At 64.8% G+C, this 19,222-nt stretch carries 14 protein-coding genes and 1 pseudogene; 5 read left to right on the top strand and 10 right to left on the bottom strand.

The features are described from left to right. The 6 genes from QA639_RS29700 to QA639_RS29725 form a co-directional block, all read right to left on the bottom strand. Window positions 1–876 (bottom strand): S-methyl-5'-thioadenosine phosphorylase, encoded by an 876-nt coding sequence (locus QA639_RS29700; protein ID WP_283087874.1) that lies wholly within the window; start codon window positions 874–876, stop codon window positions 1–3. 226 nt (window positions 877–1,102) lie between these two features. Further along, entirely contained in the window at window positions 1,103–2,080 is a 978-nt protein-coding gene (locus QA639_RS29705) for a Bug family tripartite tricarboxylate transporter substrate binding protein (protein WP_428841191.1), read from the bottom strand. 983 nt (window positions 2,081–3,063) lie between these two features. After that, complete coding sequence (locus QA639_RS29710; protein ID WP_157345163.1) at window positions 3,064–3,861, bottom strand: enoyl-CoA hydratase/isomerase family protein; 798 nt, start codon at window positions 3,859–3,861, stop codon at window positions 3,064–3,066. Between the two features lie 48 nt (window positions 3,862–3,909). Further along, complete coding sequence (locus QA639_RS29715) at window positions 3,910–5,103, bottom strand: pyridoxal-phosphate-dependent aminotransferase family protein (protein ID WP_157345165.1); 1,194 nt, start codon at window positions 5,101–5,103, stop codon at window positions 3,910–3,912. A 128-nt stretch (window positions 5,104–5,231) separates the two neighbouring features. Continuing rightward, window positions 5,232–6,515: an MFS transporter gene (locus QA639_RS29720; RefSeq protein ID WP_157345167.1), complete on the bottom strand. Its 1,284-nt coding sequence runs from the start codon at window positions 6,513–6,515 to the stop codon at window positions 5,232–5,234. Between the two features lie 61 nt (window positions 6,516–6,576). Then, window positions 6,577–7,779 (bottom strand): pyridoxal-phosphate-dependent aminotransferase family protein, encoded by a 1,203-nt coding sequence (locus tag QA639_RS29725; RefSeq protein ID WP_157345169.1) that lies wholly within the window; start codon window positions 7,777–7,779, stop codon window positions 6,577–6,579. Between the two features lie 132 nt (window positions 7,780–7,911). Between QA639_RS29725 and QA639_RS29730 the strand changes: the two genes are divergently transcribed. The 3 genes from QA639_RS29730 to QA639_RS29740 all read left to right on the top strand — a co-directional run bounded on the left by QA639_RS29730 (window position 7,912) and on the right by QA639_RS29740 (window position 12,197). Next, window positions 7,912–8,664, top strand: a complete 753-nt coding sequence (locus QA639_RS29730) for a GntR family transcriptional regulator (protein WP_157345171.1) — start codon at window positions 7,912–7,914, stop codon at window positions 8,662–8,664. 133 nt (window positions 8,665–8,797) lie between these two features. Then, entirely contained in the window at window positions 8,798–11,776 is a 2,979-nt protein-coding gene (locus QA639_RS29735; RefSeq protein WP_283087876.1) for an FAD-binding and (Fe-S)-binding domain-containing protein, read from the top strand. Continuing rightward, window positions 11,769–12,197 (top strand): GlcG/HbpS family heme-binding protein, encoded by a 429-nt coding sequence (locus QA639_RS29740; protein ID WP_157345175.1) that lies wholly within the window; start codon window positions 11,769–11,771, stop codon window positions 12,195–12,197. The genes QA639_RS29735 and QA639_RS29740 overlap by 8 nt, the downstream gene beginning before the upstream one ends. Window positions 12,198–12,388: 191 nt before the next feature. Here the strand turns inward: QA639_RS29740 and QA639_RS29745 are convergent, their stop codons facing one another. The 3 genes from QA639_RS29745 to QA639_RS29755 form a co-directional block, all read right to left on the bottom strand. Further along, entirely contained in the window at window positions 12,389–13,168 is a 780-nt protein-coding gene (locus QA639_RS29745; protein WP_283087877.1) for an enoyl-CoA hydratase/isomerase family protein, read from the bottom strand. 79 nt (window positions 13,169–13,247) lie between these two features. Continuing rightward, entirely contained in the window at window positions 13,248–15,347 is a 2,100-nt protein-coding gene (locus tag QA639_RS29750) for a molybdopterin oxidoreductase family protein (RefSeq protein ID WP_283087878.1), read from the bottom strand. A gap of 124 nt (window positions 15,348–15,471) precedes the next feature. Then, window positions 15,472–16,542 carry a substrate-binding domain-containing protein gene (locus QA639_RS29755; RefSeq protein ID WP_283087879.1) on the bottom strand — a complete coding sequence of 357 codons (1,071 nt, stop codon included), beginning with the start codon at window positions 16,540–16,542 and terminating at the stop codon, window positions 15,472–15,474. A 151-nt stretch (window positions 16,543–16,693) separates the two neighbouring features. On the opposite strand from QA639_RS29755, the pseudogene QA639_RS29760 reads away from it, so the two are divergent. Together QA639_RS29760 and QA639_RS29765 are read left to right on the top strand one after the other, a co-directional pair. After that, a pseudogene (locus QA639_RS29760) lies at window positions 16,694–17,672 on the top strand (Bug family tripartite tricarboxylate transporter substrate binding protein). Between the two features lie 38 nt (window positions 17,673–17,710). Beyond that, on the top strand, window positions 17,711–18,418 hold the full coding sequence (locus QA639_RS29765) for a molybdate ABC transporter substrate-binding protein (protein WP_283087880.1): 708 nt from the start codon (window positions 17,711–17,713) through the stop codon (window positions 18,416–18,418). On the opposite strand, the gene QA639_RS29770 is transcribed toward QA639_RS29765, so the two are convergent. Next, window positions 18,415–19,221: an SDR family NAD(P)-dependent oxidoreductase gene (locus QA639_RS29770; RefSeq protein ID WP_283087881.1), complete on the bottom strand. Its 807-nt coding sequence runs from the start codon at window positions 19,219–19,221 to the stop codon at window positions 18,415–18,417. The two genes, QA639_RS29765 and QA639_RS29770, sit on opposite strands and share 4 nt — an antisense overlap. Window position 19,222 lies beyond the last annotated feature (1 nt).

A 19,222-nucleotide genomic window follows, 5' to 3' on the forward strand; every position in this document is an offset into this window, starting at 1 on the left:
TCACGACCGTAGCACCCGTCCGGCGACGGCATCGAGCTTGGCCAGCAGCCGCGGATCGCGGGCCGCGGGCGCCGTGATCAGCGCGGTATCAAGCGCCCGATCCGAACCGACCGGGCACGGCTCGTGCTCGCGCGGGAAATCCCGCGCCAGCCGCGCGACCAGCGCCTTTGCCTTCTCGGCATTCGAATTCAGCACGCGGATGATATCCTGCACCGTCACGGCATCATGGGCCGGATGCCAGCAATCGAAATCGGTCACCATCGCCACGCTGGCGTAGCAGATCTCGGCCTCGCGGGCGAGCTTGGCTTCCGGCATGTTGGTCATGCCGATCACCGAATAGCCCTGCGCCTTGTAGGTCAGGCTTTCGGCGAGCGAGGAGAACTGCGGCCCCTCCATGCAGAGGTAGGTGCCGCCGCGGGCGAACGCGATATCTTCAGCCTCGGCAGCAGCCGCCAGATGCCTCGCCAGCAACGGCGACACCGGATGCGCCATCGAGACGTGCGCGACGCAGCCCCTGCCGAAGAACGAGCTCTCGCGCTTGTGGGTGCGATCGACGAACTGGTCGACCAATACGAACGTGCCGGGCGGCAGCTCTTCCTTGAACGAGCCGCACGCGGACAGCGCGACGAGGTCGGTGACCCCCGCCCGCTTCAGCACATCGATATTGGCGCGATAGTTGATGTCGGACGGCGACAGCGCGTGTCCATGGCCGTGGCGCGGCAGGAACACGATCGGGAGTCCCGCCATCTCGCCGCGTCGGAGCGGCGCGGACGGCTCGCCCCAGGGGCTTGTGATCGCCTCCTCGCGGACATTTTCCAGGCCGGGCAGATCGTAGATGCCGGATCCGCGGATGATGCCGAGAACGGCTTTGGTCATGATCGCTCCTCACGGTCCCGCAACGGCGCCGGAGGGGTGACCCAGCCCGATCGGGCTCGCCGGACGTTCGGCCATACTGCGGCGCAGTAATCACTGCGCCGCTGCCGCTTGCAAGGCAATTCCAAGCTAACAGGCCAAGTCATTCCGGGGCACCCGAAGGGTGAACCCGGAATCTCGAGATTCCGGGTTCGATGCTTCGCATCGCCCCGGAATGACGGCGGATCCGCTATTTTGCGACGAACCCTGCCGCGTTCATCAGCGAGGCATTCTGCTTGTCGTCATCCTCGAGGAACTCGACCATGTCCTTGCCGGTGAGGAAGATCGGCTTCAGCGCCTGCTTCTCCATGTAGTCCTTGTATTCAGCCGTCTGCGTCACCTTCTGGAACAGGTCGACATAGAACGCCTGCTGCTCCTGCGTGACCTTGCCCGGCAGGAACATCGCGCGCAGCATCAGGTACTGCACGTCGAGCCCCTCTTCCTTGCAGGTCGGGATGTCGTTCCAGGATTGCGTGTCGGTGACCTTGGTCTTGTAGGAGATGCGCTCCTTGTCGAACACGCAGAGCGCGCGAACCTGTCCGGCGCGCCAGACCTCGAGGTTCTCGCTGGGATTGTTGACGTTGGACTCAGTGTGGCCGCCGACCAGCTGGGTCGCTGCCTCACCGCCGGACTTGTACGGCAGGTAGGAGAATTTTGCGCCGGTCTTCTGCTCCATGAACACGGTCAGCACGTGATCTTCGCGCTTGGAGCCGGTGCCGCCCATCTTGAACGGCGCGCTCGCCGCCTTGGCGGCCGCGATGAACTCCTTCACGGTCTTCGGACCGGAGGCATTGTCCCACAACACGAACTGATCGAGCGCGACCACCGACACCGGGGTGAGGTCGCGCCAGTTGAACGGAATCTTGGCCGACAGCGGCAGCATGTAGATCAGCGAATAGGCGATCAGCACCTTGTTGGGATCGCCCTCGCTGGACTTCATGTACATCAGCGCTTCCGCACCCGACGCGCCGCCCTTCAGCGACACCACCATCGGCTGCTTCATCAGATTGTTCTTCTGGATCGCCGCCTGCATCATGCGCGCCATCTGGTCGGAGGCGCCGCCGGCACCGGCCGCGACCACGATTTCAACCGGCTTGCTCGGCTCCCAGCCGGCGAAGGCCGGCGTGCTCAGCAAGAGGGCCGCGATTGCAGCCGTGGTTTTTACAATCTGTCCCACGTGTTTCTTCCCTATCTATTTGTTCGGCTTGACAAAACCTGCGAGGTGGCGGGCTCGCGTCATTGTGCCGAGAATGAAGGTGAGTTCAAGCCGCGAACTGCCGCATGGCCTATGACTTTGGAATGAGGTGGGCGTCGTTTGCGAGGGGAGCCAAAGGCGCGCCGCTTGTTCGCTGTCGTCCCTGCGAGAGCAGGGACCCATAACCACAGACGTTCGTTGTTGAAGCGAGCTGTGGCTCCAGCGTATGCGACAATGATCTTCGGTGGTTATGGGTCCCGGATGGCGCTTCGCTTGCCCGGGACGACACCTAGTTTGTGGAGTGATTTGCGAGTCACACATCCACGCTCTCGCGACATGATCTGTCCGAGCTTTGCATCTCATTCCGCCCTCCCTTCGAACAGAGGGCGCAGGGAAAGCCGGGTGCCGATCGCACCCATGGGCCCCGAGCAATGGGTAGAAAGCTCGGGGGTGGGACCACAGGTGTAACCGGAGCAATCCGGCTTTCCCTGCGCGATGGGTTACGGCTTATACGTGCTCTCCCCGGCGAGACTGGGCTTTTTTGTCACCGCCCTCGCAAAGACGCTTTCGGCTCTTGCAAGAGGACACCTGCCGCTAGGGCGTCAGGCCTGCACGATTTCGCCGTTCGCCTTGCGTGCTCTCGTCAGTACCACGCACAGCGTCCACCGCATCTCAACCCACGTTCGTGACGACCGCGAAGCGCCCCTCGATCGGGTGAGACGGGCAATTCATAACACTGAGTTGATCTTCCGGTAAACCGAAATATTTTTTCAAAGGGCGCTTGCGCCGTCGGGCAACTCAGTGGCACGCGCGCGAACCCCTAGCCCATCCGTCATTCCGGGGTTCGCCAACGGGTCGGCGCAGAGCGCCGCCCGATGACAGGCTCCGCGAGAGCCCGGAATGACGACGGAGACCTCGGTTCAGCGAGCCCGCGGCCTTCTGTCACCCAGCCGCCGCTACTTGCCCTTGAAGTTAGGCGCGCGCTTGTTGAGGAAGGCGTCCATGCCCTCGCGGAAATCCTCGCTCATATAGGCGCGCAGGATCAGGTCCTCGCCCTCCTCGCGCGACAGCGTGCGGCGGATGCGGCGGACCGCTTCCTTGGTCACTTCGAGCGTGATCGGCGCGTGGCCGGCGACGAGCTTTGCCGTCTCGGTGGCGCGGCGCTGCAACGTTTCCACATCGGGGACGACTTCGTTCAACAGCCCGAGCGCCAGCGCTTCCGGCGCCTCGACGAGGCGCGCCTTGAAGATCAGATCCTTGGTCCGCGCCGGACCGATCAGCGACACCAGCCGCGAGATGTTGGACATCGAGAGGCAGTTGCCGAGCGTGCGCGCGATCGGGAAGCCGATCCGCGTCGCCTCGGTGCCGATCCGGATATCGCAGCAGGCGGCGATGCCGGCGCCACCGCCGGTGCACGCGCCGGCGATCGCCGCGATCACAGGCACACGGCACTGCTCGAGCGTTCCCAGCACGCGATCGATCCGCGCCTCATAGTCGAGCGCATCCTGCGCCGTCTTGAACGCGCGGAACTGCGAGATGTCGGTGCCCGAGGCGAACGCCTTGTCGCCCGCGCCGGTCATGATCAGCGCCTTGACGGAGTGATCCTGATTGATGTTCTCGCAGATCGCGGCCATCTGCTCGTACATCGCAAAGGTCAGCGCATTGCGCGCCTGCGGCCGGTTGAACGTGATGCGCGCGATCCCGTCCTCGACGGAATAGATCAGGTCTTCGGTCGAAGTGACGGGCGCGTTCATGTCTCGCTCTTTCTGTTGTTTGCGATTCGATTTCAGGCGACAGCCTTTTTAAGCGACAGCCTTCGACTGTGCGGCGTCGCGGCCCTTCAGGACCTCCATCGCCGCCAGCACACCGCCGCCGCGATGCGGCACCTTGGCCAGATCAAGCCCCATCTCGACGCCGGACAGCGTGCCCATCAGCATCAGGTCGTTGAAGTGTCCGATATGCCCGATCCGGAACACCTTGCCCTTGACCTTGTTGAGGCCGGTGCCGAGCGACATGTCGAAATTCTCCAGCACGACCTTGCGGAAATGATCGGCATCGTGGCCGTCGGGTACCCGCACCGCGGTCAGCGCCGGCGAGTGTGCGCCCTGCTCCTGGCATTGTGTCTCGAGGCCCCAGACCTTGATCGCCGCGCGCGTCGCCTCGCTGTGGCGCTTGTGGCGGGCGAAGACGTTCTCGAGACCCTCTTCCTCCAGCATCTTCACGGCCTCGCGCAGGCCGAACAGCAGGTTGGTGGCGGGCGTATATGGCCAGGTGCCGGCCTTGTTGATGTTGATGACTTCCTGCCAATCCCAATAGGAGCGCATGCCCGGATTGGCCTTGGCCACGGCGAGCGCCTTCTCCGACACGGCGTTGAAGCCGAGGCCGGGCGGCAGCATCAGCCCCTTCTGGGAGCCGGCGATGGAGACATCGATGCCCCAGGCATCATGCTCATATTCCAGCGAGCCGAGGCCGGAGATGGTGTCGACCATCAAGAGCGCCGGATGCTTCAGCGTGTCGAGGATCTTGCGGACGTCGCGCGGATAGGTGACGCAGGCGGTCGAGGTCTCGTTGTGGACCACGCAGACCGCCTTGATCTTGTGCGCCTTGTCGGCGGACAGCCTGGCCTCGATCTGCTCGAGGTCGGCGCCGTGACGCCAGTCGCCCGCGATGAAATCAACGTCGAGCTTGAACTTGTCGGCAATGCCATGCCACAGCACGGCGAACTGCCCGGTCTCGCACATCAGGACCTTGTCGCCGGGCTGCAGCGTGTTGACGATCGCGGCCTCCCAGGCGCCGGTCCCCGACGACGGGTAGATGATCACGGGCTGCCTGGTCCGGAACACACGCTGCATCGCAGAAAGCACGGCAAAACCGATCTCGGCGAACTCGGGACCGCGATGGTCCATGGTCGGCATATCCATGGCCCGCAGCACCCGGTCCGGCACGTTGGTCGGTCCCGGAATCTGCAGAAAATGCCTTCCAGTATGCACGGTCATGAGCGTCTTTCCCGGTCTCGTCTTGGTCGTGGTGAGCCGCTCGCATATCACTATTCGCCGGGTTTGTCCTAGGCCCGGCGGGGGTCGGTCATGCATATCTGACGGCGCTCCGCCGGGCCGGCAGCGCCTCATTCGGCGGCCACCACCTTGCCCGGCACCACCGATTCGTTCGTCTCCTCGAACGGCCGCTCGGGATGCATCAGGAACGCCGAGAAGCCGCCGACCAGCAGCAGGCCCATCGACATCAGGAACGGCAGGTACCAGTTTCCGGTGGCGTCGATGACGAAGCCGGCGACCAGCGGCGAGACGATGGCCGCGAAAGCCGAGCCGGTGTTCATGATCCCCGCGGCGGTGCCGGAATATTTCGCCGCGATGTCCATCGGGATCGACCACATCGGCCCGATCACGAGTTCGGCGCAGAAGAAGCCGGCCGACAGGCAGAGCGCCACCACCGTGATGTCGTGGACGAACAGGATCGGCATCAGCGACAGCAGCGCGCCGGCGAAGCCCACGACCGTCACGCTGAGCCGCGCCAGCCGTACATTGCCGGTGCGCTCGAGAATGCGGTCGGAGATGACGCCACCGATGCTGTCGCCGACGACGCCGGCAAAGAACACGCCGGATGCGAACAGCGCCGAGTTCTTCAGATCGAGGCTGTAGTTGTTCTTGAAGAACAGCGGCAGCCAGTTGAGATAGAGCCACAGGCACCAGCCGTAGCAGAAATAGGTCAGCGTCACCGGCCACATCCGCTGCAGCAGCGGTCCCCACGGCACCTTCGGCCGCTCGCCCTGCGGACGCGGCGGCAATGTCGCAAGCTCGGCCGCCGTGATCGAGCCATGGTCCCGCGGCTCGTTGCGGAAGTACCAGACCCACGCGATGCCCCAGATCAGGCTGACGACGCCGAGCACGACGAACGCGCCGCGCCAGGTCAGCCAGAGGATCAGCAGCGCGACCACCGGCGGGGTGATGGCATTGCCGAGCCGCGCGAATGAATGCGTCAGGCCTTGCGCGAAGCCGCGGCGGTTCGCAGGCGTCCAGTACTGCATCGCGCGCGTCGCGGTCGGAAATGTCGCGCCTTCGCCGAACCCCAGCGCGAAACGCGCGACGAACAGCGCGGCAAGGCCATGGACAAAGCCGGTCATGATGGTCGCCGCGGCCCAGATCATGCCGCACCAGAACAAGGTCTGGCGCGGCCCGAAGCGATCGCCGACCCAGCCGCCGATCACCTGGAACAGCAGGTACGGATAGGCGAAGGCCGAGAACACCAGACCGAGCTCGGTGTTGGACAGGCCGAGCTCCTTCTGGATCTCGCCGGCCGCGGTGCCGATGTTCACCCGGTCCACATAGGTGATGAAGTACATCACGCAGAGCATGGCCAACACGACATGGGTGGCCTTGAACCGAAGCCTCATATCATCCCCTCCCCCGATCCGCGATTGTTCTGAGTTCGTTGCGCTGCGGATGCCGTGGCTGCTAGGTGCTGACCACCTTCAGATACGACGACGCGTTGCGCTGGTCGCGCTGCTCGAGAAGCCGCATTGCGGCCTCGACGCCGCCCGGGCGATGCGGCACGCCGGCGACCGACAGCCCCATCTCGACGCCGGTCAGTGCGCCAAGCAGCGTCAACTCGTTGCACTCGCCGAGATGCCCGATGCGGAACACCTTGCCCGCGACCTTCGACAGGCCGGCACCGAGCGACATGTTGAAATTGTCGAGCACGACCTTGCGGAACTGATCGGCATCATGGCCGGGCGGCATCATCACCGCGGTCAGCACCGGCGAGAATTCCGAGGGCTCCTGGCACAGCACCTCGAGCCCCCACTGATTGACGGCGGCGCGCGTGGCGGCGGCCAGCCGCTGATGGCGGGCGAACACGTTGTCGAGCCCCTCCTCCAGCAGCATCGCGATGGCCTCGCGCAGCCCGTAGAGCAGGTTCGTCGCCGGCGTATAGGGGAAGAAGCCCTTGGCGTTCGGCTTCAGCATTTCTTCCCAGTCGAAATAGGAGCGCGGCATCCGGTTGGTGCGCGACGCGGCGCGCGCCTTCTCCGAGATGGCGTTGAAGCCGAGGCCAGGCGGCAGCATGAAGCCCTTCTGCGAGCAGCTGACGCTGACGTCGACCTTCCACTCGTCGTGCCGGTAATCGACCGAGCCCAGCGAGGAAATGGTGTCGACCATCAGGAGCGCCGGATGCGAGGTGCGGTCGATCGCGGCACGGATGTCCGAGATCCGGCTGGTCGCGCCGGTCGAGGTCTCGTTGTGGACGACCATCACCGCCTTGATGCTGTGCGCGGTGTCGGCGGCAAGCCTGGCTTCAATCTGGATCGGGTCGGCGCCACGGCGCCAGTCGCCGGGCATGAAATCCACCTCTATGCCGAACCGGCCGGCCATCTGCCGCCACAGGGTGGCGAAGTGGCCGGTCTCGACCATCAGAACCTTGTCGCCCGGCGACAGGGTATTGACGATCGCGGCCTCCCAGGCGCCGGTCCCGGATGACGGGAAGATCACCACCGGACCCCTGGTCTGAAATACCTTCTGGCTGCCCTCGAGCACGGCGCGGCCGAGCGCGGCGAATTCGGCGCTGCGGTGGTCGATGACCGGCATGTCCATCGCCCGAAGAATGCGATCCGGGACCGGGCTCGGCCCTGGAATCTGCAGAAAATGGCGCCCTTGATGCATGAGAACCTCCCAATCGCCGGATTTCGGCTCCTCGGCGAGTTATTTTGCATTCATTTTTTGTCTTTTCAATCCAAATTTGGTATTCGATTGAAAGCATCGACGCGACCGCGCCGGCAAATTATTGTTCAGAATATGAAATCCGCGATTCCCGAAGCCGGGGTTCCGATCAGCCCGCCCGCCGCCGGCAACGGCGGCGACCGCCAGGAGGTCTCGCTTCACGGCGAGATCCTGCTGCGGCTCCGCGACTATGTGGTGGAAGGCAACATTCCCGAGGGCGCCCGCGTTCCAGAGCGGCAGCTCTGCGAGATGCTGGGCATCTCCAGGACGCCGCTGCGCGAGGCGCTCAAGGTGCTGGCCGCCGAGGGCCTGATCGAGCTCTTGCCCAACCGCGGCGCGCGGGTGCGCCGGCTCAGCCCGCGCGACCTCGAGGAATTGTTCGACGTCATGGCCGGGCTCGAGAGCCTCGCCGGACGGCTGGCATGCGAGATCATCACCGACGAGGAAATCGTCGCGATCGAGCGCCTGCACTACGAGATGTACGGCCATTATCTGCACCGCGACATGCACGGCTATTTCCAGACCAACCAGCAAATCCACGAGAGCATCGTTGCGGCCGCGCGCAACGAGGCGCTGAAGGCCACCTACGCCAACTTCGCCGGCCGGATCCGTCGCGTGCGCTATTCCGCCAATTTCGCCCGCAAGCGGCAGCGCTGGGCCGAGGCGATGCGCGAGCACGAGGCGATCCTCGATGCGCTGCGCCGGCGCGCGGCAAGCGAGCTCAGCGACATCCTGTTCCAGCACCTGCGCAACAAGCGGGCCGCCGCCATCGATCACCTCGCGGAGGGGCCGGACAGCGGCCTGGAGACGACGCCCCAGAACGACTAAAGGGGCCGGCACAAGGATGGCTGGAGGGCAACCATCCTTGCCCATTATGAATTCATAATGTAATTCTCACGTCGAAAGAATGCATAATTCATGAGCAACCCTTTGTTGCGTCATGGATCACATCGGATCTGGGATGAAGAACGCCACCTCGCTCGAACAGCGCCTGCGGTCCGAACTGGCCGGCGACGTGTTTTTCGACGCCTTCAACCGCGGCCGCTACGCGACCGACGCCTCGTTCTACCAGATCATGCCCGCCGGCGTGGTGGTGCCGCGAACCGTCGACGAGGCGCTGCGGACGCTCGCGATCGTCCGCGACGCCGGGCGGATCGTCACCCCGCGCGGCGGCGGCACCTCGCAATGCGGCCAGACCGTCAATAACGGCATCGTGGTCGACCTGTCCAAGCATCTGAACCGGATCCTCTCGCTCGACGTCGATAATCGGACCTGCGTGGTCGAGCCCGGCATCGTGCTCGACGATCTCAACCGCCAGCTCAGGAAACACGGGCTGTGGTTTCCGGTCGACGTCTCGACCGCATCGCGCGCCACGATCGGCGGTATGGCCGGCAACAACTCCTGCGGCGGCCGCTCGCTGCGCTACGGCACGATGCGCGACAACACGCTGTCGATGGATGCTGCGCTCGCCGACGGCACGCTGCTGCATTTCGGCGAGGTGCCGCGCGACCTGACGCGGGTCAATTCGTCCGATAGCGGACTGAAGCTGTTTCGCGACATGCTCGATCTCGGCGAGCGCGAGGCGCTCGAGATCGCCGACAAATTCCCCAAGGTGCAGCGCCGCGTCGGCGGCTATAACCTCGACGCGCTGGTGCCGCGCAACGCGCCGAACAACCTGGCGCATCTTCTGGTCGGCTCGGAGGGCACCCTCGCCTTCACGACGCAGGTCGAACTCAAGCTGTGGCCTGTGATCCGCAACAAGGCGCTCGGCGTCTGCCATTTCGGCAGCTTCTACGAGGCGATGGACGCGGCCCAGCATCTGGTCAAGCTGCGGCCCATTGCCGTGGAGCTGGTCGACCGCACCATGATCGCGCTCGGCCGCGAGATCGCGATGTTCCAGCCGATCATCTCGGCTGCGGTGCGCGGCGATCCGGACGCCATCCTGGTGGTCGAGTTCGCCGAAGAGGACCAGGCCGACAACCTCGCCCGTCTCAAGCAGCTCGGCGAACTGATGGCCGACCTCGGCTTCGGCTGGGACAAGCCGCAGCGCAAATGGGGCGGCGTAGTCGAGATCGTCGAGCCCGCGCTGCAGACCGGCATCGCCGATTTCCGCGCCGCCGGCCTCAACGTCATGATGTCGATGAAGCAGGAGGGCAAGCCCGTCTCGTTCGTCGAGGATTGCGCGGTGCCGCTGCCGCATCTCGCCGACTACACCGAGCGGCTCAATGCCGTGTTCGCCAGGCACGGCACCCGCGGCACGATGTATGCGCATGCCTCCGAGGGCTGCCTGCATGTGCGCCCGGTGCTCAATCTCAAGCTCGAGAAGGACGTCAAGGCAATGCGCGCCATTGCCGAGGAAGCCTTCGCGATGGTGCGCGAATACAAGGGCTCGCATTCCGGCGAGCACGGCGACGGACTGGTGCGTTCGGAATTCCACGAAGCGATGTTCGGGCAGCGCATCGTGGCCGATTTCCGCGAGGTCAAGCAGCGCTTCGACCCCGGCAACACGCTCAACCCGGGCAAGATCGTCGATCCGCCCAGGATGGACGACCGTTCGCTGTTTCGTTTTTCGCCGGATTATCGCGTCGGCGACTTGAAGACGGTGCTCGACTGGTCGGCCTATCCCGGCGCCGGCGGCGGCTTCCAGGGCGCCGTCGAGATGTGCAACAACAACGGCGCCTGCCGGAAGCTCGAAGGCGGCGTGATGTGCCCGTCCTATCGTGCCACGCGCAACGAGAAGGACGTCACCCGCGGCCGCGCCAATACGCTGCGGCTCGCGATCTCTGGCCAGTTGGGTGCGGACGCGCTCGCCTCCGACGAGATGATGGAGACGCTGAAGCTCTGCGTCTCCTGCAAGGCGTGCCGCCATGAATGCCCGACCGGCGTCGACATGGCCAAGATGAAGATCGAGGTGCTGGCCGCGCGCGCGGCGACGCACGGCCTGTCGCTGCGCGACCGCCTGGTCGGCTATCTGCCGCGCTATGTCGATCTCGCCTCGCGCTTTGCCCCGATCGCGAACTGGCGTAACCGGAGCCCGCTGCTGCGCGCGCTGTTCGAGAAACTCGCAGGGATCAGCGCCAAGCGCGCATTGCCGGAATTTCGCAGCGACACGTTCCGGCCCGACGCCACGGTGCTGGGTCCGGCGGATGGCCGCGAAGTGGTGCTGTTCTCCGATACGTTCAACCGCGGCTACGAGCGCGAGAATCTCGACGCCGCGATCGAGGTGCTTGTCGCCGGCGGCTATCGCGTGCATCTGCCGAGGCCATCGGACGGCGGACGGCCGCCGTGCTGCGGGCGGACCTTCCTGTCGGCCGGACTGGTTGAGCAGGCCCGTGCCGAGCTCGACCGGCTGGTTGCGACCTACGTCCCGTTCGCGGCCCGCGGCGTGCCGATCATCGGCTTGGAGCCGAGCTGCCTGCTGACCCTGCGCGACGAGCTGCTGTCGCTGCGTTCGGATGAGGCCGCCAAGACCGTCAGCGCGCACGCGCTGCTGTTCGAGGAATTTCTGGTGCGCGAGGCCGAGGCCGGGCGGCTCGCTTTGCCACTCGGCGCGGTCGCCGGCAAGGCCGTGGTGCATGGTCATTGCCACCAAAAATCCTTCGGTGCGTTCAAGCCGGTGGAGAAGGTGCTGCGCCTGGTGCCGGGCCTCGACGTCAAGACCATCGAGTCGAGTTGCTGCGGCATGGCCGGCGCGTTCGGTTATGGTGCCGACACCTATCAGGCCTCGATCGAGATGGCCGAGCTGTCGCTGCTGCCGGCTGTCAGAGGCGCCGATCAGGACACGCTGATCGTGGCCGACGGGACCTCATGCCGGCACCAGATCAAGGACGGCAGCGGGCGAACGCCGCTACATGTCGCCAGCGTATTGGCGATGAGCCTGAAACGTGCGAAATCGAAATCCGACCCATCATTGCCGACAAAGGAAGAGGCCCATGGCTGAGCTCAATCTCGAAACTGCCCGCAAGATTCTGGATGCCGCGCTGGCCAAGGGGGTCGAGAAGAAGTTCAAGCCGCTGGTCGTCACCATCCTCGACGCGCGCGGCGCGGTGAAGGTGACTGCGGCACAGGACGGCACCAGCCTGATGCGGGCCGAGATCGCCCATGGCAAGGCCTATGGCGCGCTGGCGCTCGGGATGGGATCGCGGGCGCTGTTTCAGCGCGCGCAGGAGCAGGCCTATTTCGTCGACGCCGTGAACACGTTGGCACAGGGCCGGATGGTACCGGTGCCTGGCGGCGTCCTGATCATGGACGGTGCTACCCTGCTCGGCGCTGTCGGCGTCAGCGGCGATACGTCAGACAATGACGAGATCTGCGCCGTGGCCGGCATCGAAGCCGCCGGTCTGAAGCCCAACGCGGGCTAGTACGCGACCGGGCGAGCGAGAGGGCATCCGATTTCGGAATATTGGAAAAATAGCCTCGATTTGCCCGACGTGTCAAGTTGCCTTGTCGACGGCCGCCGTCGGCTCCTTTGCATGGGGTTGTTTTCGATATTTTGATAGTGCGCCCCCGCGGCGGCCGCACGCGGGGAGAGGTGAATCGGCACAGTGATGCCTCAGCGGCCGGTCCAGGTCGGCTTGCGCTTCTCGCCGAAGGCCTTGAGGCCTTCCTTGGCATCCTCGGTCATCGCGAGCAGCGCGATCTGGCTTTCGGTGTAGGCGATGCTTTCATCGAACGACATCGAGGCGATCGCCCGCATCGCGTATTTGCCGCGACGGATCGCCGTCGGCGACTTGTCGACGATGCGGCCGATCAGCCAATCGACCTTGGCGTCGAGCTCGGCCGCCGGCACCACATAGTTGAGCAGACCCGCAGCCTGCGCGGCCCTGGCGTCGAACGGCTCGCCGGTTAGCGCCCATTCGTTCACGAGGCGCGGCGGCGCAATCGATTGCAGCAGGCTCAGCACCTGCATCGGGAACACGCCGACCTTCACCTCGGGCAGTCCGAAGATCACCTGATCGCCGGCGACCGCCATGTCGGTCATGCACAACAACCCCATGCCGCCGGCCATGCAGACGCCGCCGACCCGCGCGATCGCGGGCTTGGTCGCGTTCTGCGACAGCCGCAGCAGGTCGGCATAGTCGACATTTGGGCGCGAGAAATCCATCGAGAACGCCGCGCCGCTGTTCTGCAGATCGGCGCCGGCGCAGAATGCCTTGTCGCCCGCACCGGTCAGCACGATCACGCGCACGTCCTTGTCGTCATGCGCCTCGCGATAGCCCTTCGCGATGCCCGCGATCACACCGGCATTGAGCGCGTTGCGCTTGTCCGGGCGGTTGATGGTGATCCAGAACGCCTGCCCGCGCTTCTCGAGAAGAACACTGTTGTCGGTCATGTTTCCTGCCTGTTTTCTTGCCTGTGCGCTGTTGTCAGCGCACATTTGCGGCAGGATCGGCGCCGACTGCAAGCAGGATTTATGCGACGGCCGATGCCTTCCGGATCCAGACCTTGTTGTCGTGGAACGCGGCGCCGCCGAGCGGTGCGACGGCCTCCGCCCCGGTCAGCATGTTGATGCCGCGCCCGCCGATATGGGACTTGTTCGGATGGATCGACTCGGCGATCAGCACGCCGCGGCGAACGCCGTCGAACAGTTTCGCGGTCAGCGTGGTCTCGCCGCGCATGTTGCCGAGCGTCACCGCGTCGCCGTCGGCTATCGACAGGCTGGCTGCGTCGTCGGGATGGATCATCACGGTCGGCGCGCCCTCGCGGGCCTGCGACGACGGCGTTTCGTTGAAACTGGTGTTGAGGAAGCTGCGGGACGGCGAGGTCGCAAGGCGGAACGGATGCTGCGCGTCCGCCTCCTCGATGATGGTCCAGTGGTCGGGCAGCGAAGGCATCTTGTCCCATGCGCCCATCAGCCCACCGGTGCCGACCGGCACCTTGCCCCAATCGACCTTGAAGTGGAACTTCTTGTCGGCATGGGCAAAGCCGTCGAGATAATGCGAGGTGCGGAAATCCGGCTGCAGGTCGCGCCACAGCTCGGCTTCGAGCGTGTCGATGTCGCCGTGCCCGCTCTTCTTCAGCGTCGCATCGATCAGCTGGCGCGGCGTCATGTCGAAGCCGGGATGCACGGCGTTGAGCCGGCGGCCGAGCCCCTGCATCACCTCGTGATTGGAACGGCACTCGCCGGGCGGATCGATCAGCTTCGGGCCGACCGAGATGTGCTGATGACCGCCGCCGTAATAGAGGTCGTCGTGCTCCATGAACATCGTAGCCGGCAGCACGATATCGGCCATCTGCGCCGTCTCGGTCATGAACTGCTCGTGCACCGCGACGAACAGATCCTCGCGGGCAAAGCCCTGGCGCACCAGCGCCTGCTCGGGCGCCACCGTCATTGGGTTGGTGTTCTGGATCAGCATCGCCTTGACCGGCCCGCCGCCGCGCAGCGCCTCGGCATCGCCGGTCAGGATGCGGCCGATCTTGGACTGATCGAGCACCCGCGTCGAGGGATCGATCGCGTCGTGGCCTTCGATGATCGACTCGTCGAAACGCCAGATTCCGGCATTGTTGAAGAACGCGCCGCCGCCCTCATATTGCCAGGCGCCGGTCACCGCGGGAATGCACGATGCCGCGTGCATCTGGGCGGCGCCGTTGCGGCTGCGGGTGAAGCCGTAGCCGAGGCGGAAGAACGAGCGCTTGGTCTGTCCGACCAGCCGCGCAAATGCCTCGATCTCCTCGACCGGCACGCCCGAGATCGCCGAGGCCCATTCCGGCGTGCGGGTCTTCAGATGTGCTTCGAGCTCGTCCGGGCAGTCGGTATAGCGCGCAAGATAGTCGCGATCGGCAAATCCCTCGCGGAACAGCACATGCATCACAGCGCAGGCAAACGCGCCGTCGGTGCCCGGCCGCAGCAGGATCTTGATGTCGGCCTGCTTCATGGTCTCGTTGTTGTAGACGTCGACCGCCGCGATCTTCGCGCCGCGCTCCTTGCGCGCGCGGGATGCATGCGTCATCACATTGACCTGGGTGTTCACCGGATTGGTGCCCCAGATCACGACCAGGTCGGAGACGGCCATCTCGCGGGGATCGACGCCGGCGATCTTGCCGGTCCCGGCGGCAAAGCCGATGCGCGCGATGGTTGCGCAGATCGTGCCGTAGAAGCGCGAATACTTCTTCACATGCGACAGCCGGTTGAGGCCGTCGCGCATCACCAGCCCCATGGTGCCGGCGTAGTAATAGGGCCAGACCGACTCGGCGCCGAACTCCCGCTCGGCCGCGTCGAAGCGCGCCGCGATCTCGTCCAGCGCCTCGTCCCAGGAGATCCGCGCGAACTGGCCGGAGCCCTTCGGGCCGGTCCGGCGCAGCGGATACATCAGCCGTTCGGCATGGTGAATCCGCTCGGCATAACGCGCGACCTTGGCGCAGACCACGCCGGCCGTATAGGTCTGCTGCTTTGAGCCGCGCACCCTGCCGATCGAGCGTCCCTCGATCACCTCGACGTCGAGCGCACATGCCGAGGGGCAGTCGTGCGGACAGGTGGAATGGCGGATATCGACCTTGGCATGCTGGTTCATGGCCAAATTGGTAACATCAAATATCCCCCCCGCCGAGGGGCATTATCGCCTCAGCCCAGGCGAAAACCGGGCATGAACCATGCGGCAAGCCGACAATCCGGGGTTTATCGGTCCGAACCGCCGCTCAAACGCGGAAGATACGCGTGTATCGCGATTTGATCGATTCCCCTTCCCGCTCGACTGCCACCGGATCGTCCTTCATCGTCTTGATGTCCTTTAGCGGCCTGCGTCCAGCCTTCTCCTTGGCCTGCGCGTGGACCGATCTGAGGCCGCCGATCTCGACATTGAGCTGCTGGCCCTCACGCCCGAGCGCGAAGGACTGGAACAGCCTGGCGGCATTCGGATGCGGACAGTCCTTGAAGATCCCGTTGGGGCCGACAATGATCGGCGACCCCTCGGTGGCGTAGACCGGCTCGACCGGGCGGCCGGCCTCCTTCATCTGGAAGATGTTGTATTCGTTGCCGTCGGCCATCACAGCACGCTCGCCGAGATCGAGCTTCTTGGGTGGATCCGTCGAGGACTGCACCTGCATGATGTTCTGCTTGGCGAGCTTCTCGAAGAAGCTCCAGCCGAGATCGCGCTGCATCTGATAGGTCGCGGTCATGATGGTGCCGCTATAGCCGGGATGCGCCTTGACGATCTTGCCCTTCCATTTCGGATCAAGCAGATCGGCAAAGCTCTTCGGCGCCTCCTCGGCCTTCACGAGATTGGTGTTGTAGGCAATGATCGAAAGCCAGACCCGGAAGCTTGCGAATTGCCCGTCCGCGTCGCGATGCTCCTCGGGGTAGTATTTTGCGACCTCCTCCGGAACATAGGGCGCGAGAATGCCGTCGCGCTTCCACACGATGAAATGTGCGGCGTCGGAGGAATTGACGACGTCGACGGCATGAATGTTGCTGGAATATTCCTGGCCGACCCGCTGGAACACACGCTCCGCGCCGGTGCGTTCGACGCGCACGCTGATATCGGGGTATTTCGCTTCAAATGCCCTTGCCAGCTTCTCGGCAACCGGCAGATCGGTCGAGGTGTAGTAGACGACCTGCCCCTCTTTCTTCGCCGCCTCGATCAGCGTCGGCGTCACCGGTTCGGCTGGTGGCGCAGCAGCCATCACGCGCGTTGAAAGGGCGGCCCCAGCGAGCACAGCGCCCGAGCCCTTCAACATGTCGCGGCGCGATAGCCCAGGATGTTTCCTCATATGATTCCCCGCACGCGATGGCGAAGTTTGAGTACACCGTCCTCCCGCTCTTATTCCGATGCGCGAAAACGGAGTCTGTCGTCGACAGATGCTTCAGGTTGCAGCTAGACTTCTGATCAAGAAACAAGACTAAAGTTGGGGGATTCAGTCAATGGCGAGCCGGCGATACGCCTTGGTGTTTGTCGCGGCGTTGCTGACCGTGTCCATGTCAGGCTCATATGCTGACGCCGAAGACTATCCTGCGCGGCCGGTCAGGATCATCGTTCCCTTCGGTCCCGGCGGTCCGGCCGACGTCGTCGCGCGACAGATCGGCGGCATCCTGCAGGAAAGCCTCGGCCAGCCCTTCGTGGTGGAAAACCGCACCGGCGCCCGCCGGCGGCGTGATCGGCACGCTCGAGGTCGCAAAGGCACCGGCCGACGGCTACACCCTCCTGATGATGTCGAACACCCAGACCGCGAACGAATCGCTGGTACCGCAGCGCAAATATGAGCTGATGCGCGACCTGACGCCGATCGCGTCGTTGAACACTTCGGATCTCGTGATTGTGGTCCACCCCGCCGTACAGGCAAAGACCTTGCAGGAATTCATCGCCCTGGCAAAGGCCCAGCCCGGAAAGCTGAACTACGCGTCCTCTGGTCAGGGCACGCCGTACCACATGGCGGGCGAGCTGTTCAAAGCCATGGCCGGGATCGACGTCGTGCACGTGCCCTACCGCAATAGCGGCGAGGCCCGCGGCGGCGTCATCGGCGGCCAGGTCCAGATGATGATCGATGCCGTTCCCGCGATGGCGCCGAATGTCGCCGAAAACCAGGTGCGAGCGCTCGCAACGACCGGCAAGACTCGTTCGACGGTGCTGCCCAACGTTCCGACGGTGATCGAGGCGGGCGTGTCCGGCTATGAGGCGACGATCTGGCTCGGCTTGATGGTTCCGGCGGGCACGCCGAAGCCGATCGTCGACAAGCTCAACGCGGCGGTGAACGCGGCGATCAGGCGGCCGGAGGTCGAGAAGCTCTGGGCCGCGCAGGGCGCGGCGCCGATGACCATGACGCCAGAGGCGTTCGACGCATTCCTGCGCGCCGATATCGTGAAGTGGGCAGGCGTCGTCAAAAGGCTGGACAAGGCCCAGTAAGCACGCAGCGGCAGACCGCGAACGAAGGAACAGTGCGCATGAAGACGTTGAACATCCTGAGCGGCGGGGCGGCGCAGGGCCTGGTGCGCAGCCTTGCGCCCGCGTTTGAAGCCGAAACCAGCCTCGGCATTGCCGGCGATTTTGACGCGGTCGGCGCCATGGCCGACAGATTGCGCGCCGGCGTACCAACCGACATCGTTATCCTGACCGCCGCTCTGATCGCGAAGCTTGCCGGCGAAGGGCTGGTTTTGCGCAGCTCGATCACGGACCTCGGCCGCGTTGAAACCGCCCTTGCCGTTCGGGCCGGCGATCCGTCGGTCAGCGCCGACGACGCGGCTAGCCTGCGCGCGGCATTGCTCGCCGCGGACGCGATCTTCGTGCCGGATACCAAGGCATCGACCGCAGGAATTCATGTCGCCAAGGTGCTCGCGCAGCTCGACATCGCTGATGTCGTCGCCGATCGCCTGAAGATCTTTCCGAACGGTGCGACGGCCATGCGACATCTGGCGGAGTCCAGAGACCGGCGGCCGATCGGTTGCACGCAATCGACCGAGATCATCAGCACCAGGGGTGTCGTGCTGTCGGGCACTTTGCCCCCGGGATGCGGGCTCGCGACAATGTATACGGCTGCGATCCCAACGCATGCATCATCGGCATCGCAGGCACAACGCCTGATCGCACTGCTGACGTCGCCGGAAACGTCTGCGCTACGCAGCCAGGCTGGCTTTGTTTCCGACGCAACCTAGCGCGCCAATTGCGTGAGACCGGTCGGCGGTCCGTCGACCGCGGTCCAGCCGCCATCGACGAACAGCGTGCTGCCGCTGACATAGCTCGCCGCGTCCGATGCAAGGTAGGCGACGGCGGTCGCGACCTCGTCGGAGCTGCTCCATCGATTGAACACGGTATGGCCGGCATAAAGGTTGTAGATATCGGGCCGCTGCTTGAACGGGCCGGTCAATGCGGTCTCCGCGATGCTCGGCGCGATTGCATTGACGCGAACGCCGGATCGCCCGACCTCGGACGCGAAACCCTTGACCAGAAGGCCGATCGCCGCCTTGGTCGATCCATAGACTGCAAGCCCCGGCTCGATGGTGACGGCACGCACCGAGGAACATGCAATCAGGCTGCCGCCCTGTTGCTTGACCATGATCCGGCCGAACGCCTGGAAGAACCAGACCGTGCCCTTGACGTTGAGGTTGATGACGCGGTCGAGATCCTCCTCGGTGTAGTCGAGGATGGTCTTGCGGATATTCAGCCCCGGCGTCGTCACCGCGATGTCGATGCGCTGGAATTCCGCCAGCGCTTTTCCCGCCAATGCCTCGACGTCGGCACGATCGGCCGCATCGCAACTGGCTGACGTTGCCGATCCGCCCTGCTGCCGGACCGCAGCGGCCGTTGCCTCCGCGCCTTCCTGTGCTCGATCGGCGCAGAGCACGCGCGCGCCGAGCGACGCCAGCGCTTCGGCCGAGGATTTGCCGATTCCTGAGGCCGCTCCCAGCACGACGGCGGTCTTGCCGGTGAGATCGAATAGCTTGCGATAGTCGGTCACG

It is taken from the genome of Bradyrhizobium pachyrhizi (assembly GCF_029714545.1).
Classification (GTDB): domain Bacteria; phylum Pseudomonadota; class Alphaproteobacteria; order Rhizobiales; family Xanthobacteraceae; genus Bradyrhizobium; species Bradyrhizobium pachyrhizi.

Coding starts and splice junctions, on each gene's coding strand:
- QA639_RS29700 (WP_283087874.1), bottom strand. CDS start 876: ATGACCAAAGCCGTTCTCGGCATCATCCGCGGATCCGGCATCTACGAT.
- QA639_RS29745 (WP_283087877.1), bottom strand. CDS start 13,168: ATGACCGACAACAGTGTTCTTCTCGAGAAGCGCGGGCAGGCGTTCTGG.
- QA639_RS29750 (WP_283087878.1), bottom strand. CDS start 15,347: ATGAACCAGCATGCCAAGGTCGATATCCGCCATTCCACCTGTCCGCAC.
- QA639_RS29730 (WP_157345171.1), top strand. CDS start 7,912: ATGAAATCCGCGATTCCCGAAGCCGGGGTTCCGATCAGCCCGCCCGCC.
- QA639_RS29710 (WP_157345163.1), bottom strand. CDS start 3,861: ATGAACGCGCCCGTCACTTCGACCGAAGACCTGATCTATTCCGTCGAG.
- QA639_RS29765 (WP_283087880.1), top strand. CDS start 17,711: ATGAAGACGTTGAACATCCTGAGCGGCGGGGCGGCGCAGGGCCTGGTG.
- QA639_RS29720 (WP_157345167.1), bottom strand. CDS start 6,515: ATGAGGCTTCGGTTCAAGGCCACCCATGTCGTGTTGGCCATGCTCTGC.
- QA639_RS29725 (WP_157345169.1), bottom strand. CDS start 7,779: ATGCATCAAGGGCGCCATTTTCTGCAGATTCCAGGGCCGAGCCCGGTC.
- QA639_RS29735 (WP_283087876.1), top strand. CDS start 8,798: ATGAAGAACGCCACCTCGCTCGAACAGCGCCTGCGGTCCGAACTGGCC.
- QA639_RS29715 (WP_157345165.1), bottom strand. CDS start 5,103: ATGACCGTGCATACTGGAAGGCATTTTCTGCAGATTCCGGGACCGACC.
- QA639_RS29740 (WP_157345175.1), top strand. CDS start 11,769: ATGGCTGAGCTCAATCTCGAAACTGCCCGCAAGATTCTGGATGCCGCG.
- QA639_RS29755 (WP_283087879.1), bottom strand. CDS start 16,542: ATGAGGAAACATCCTGGGCTATCGCGCCGCGACATGTTGAAGGGCTCG.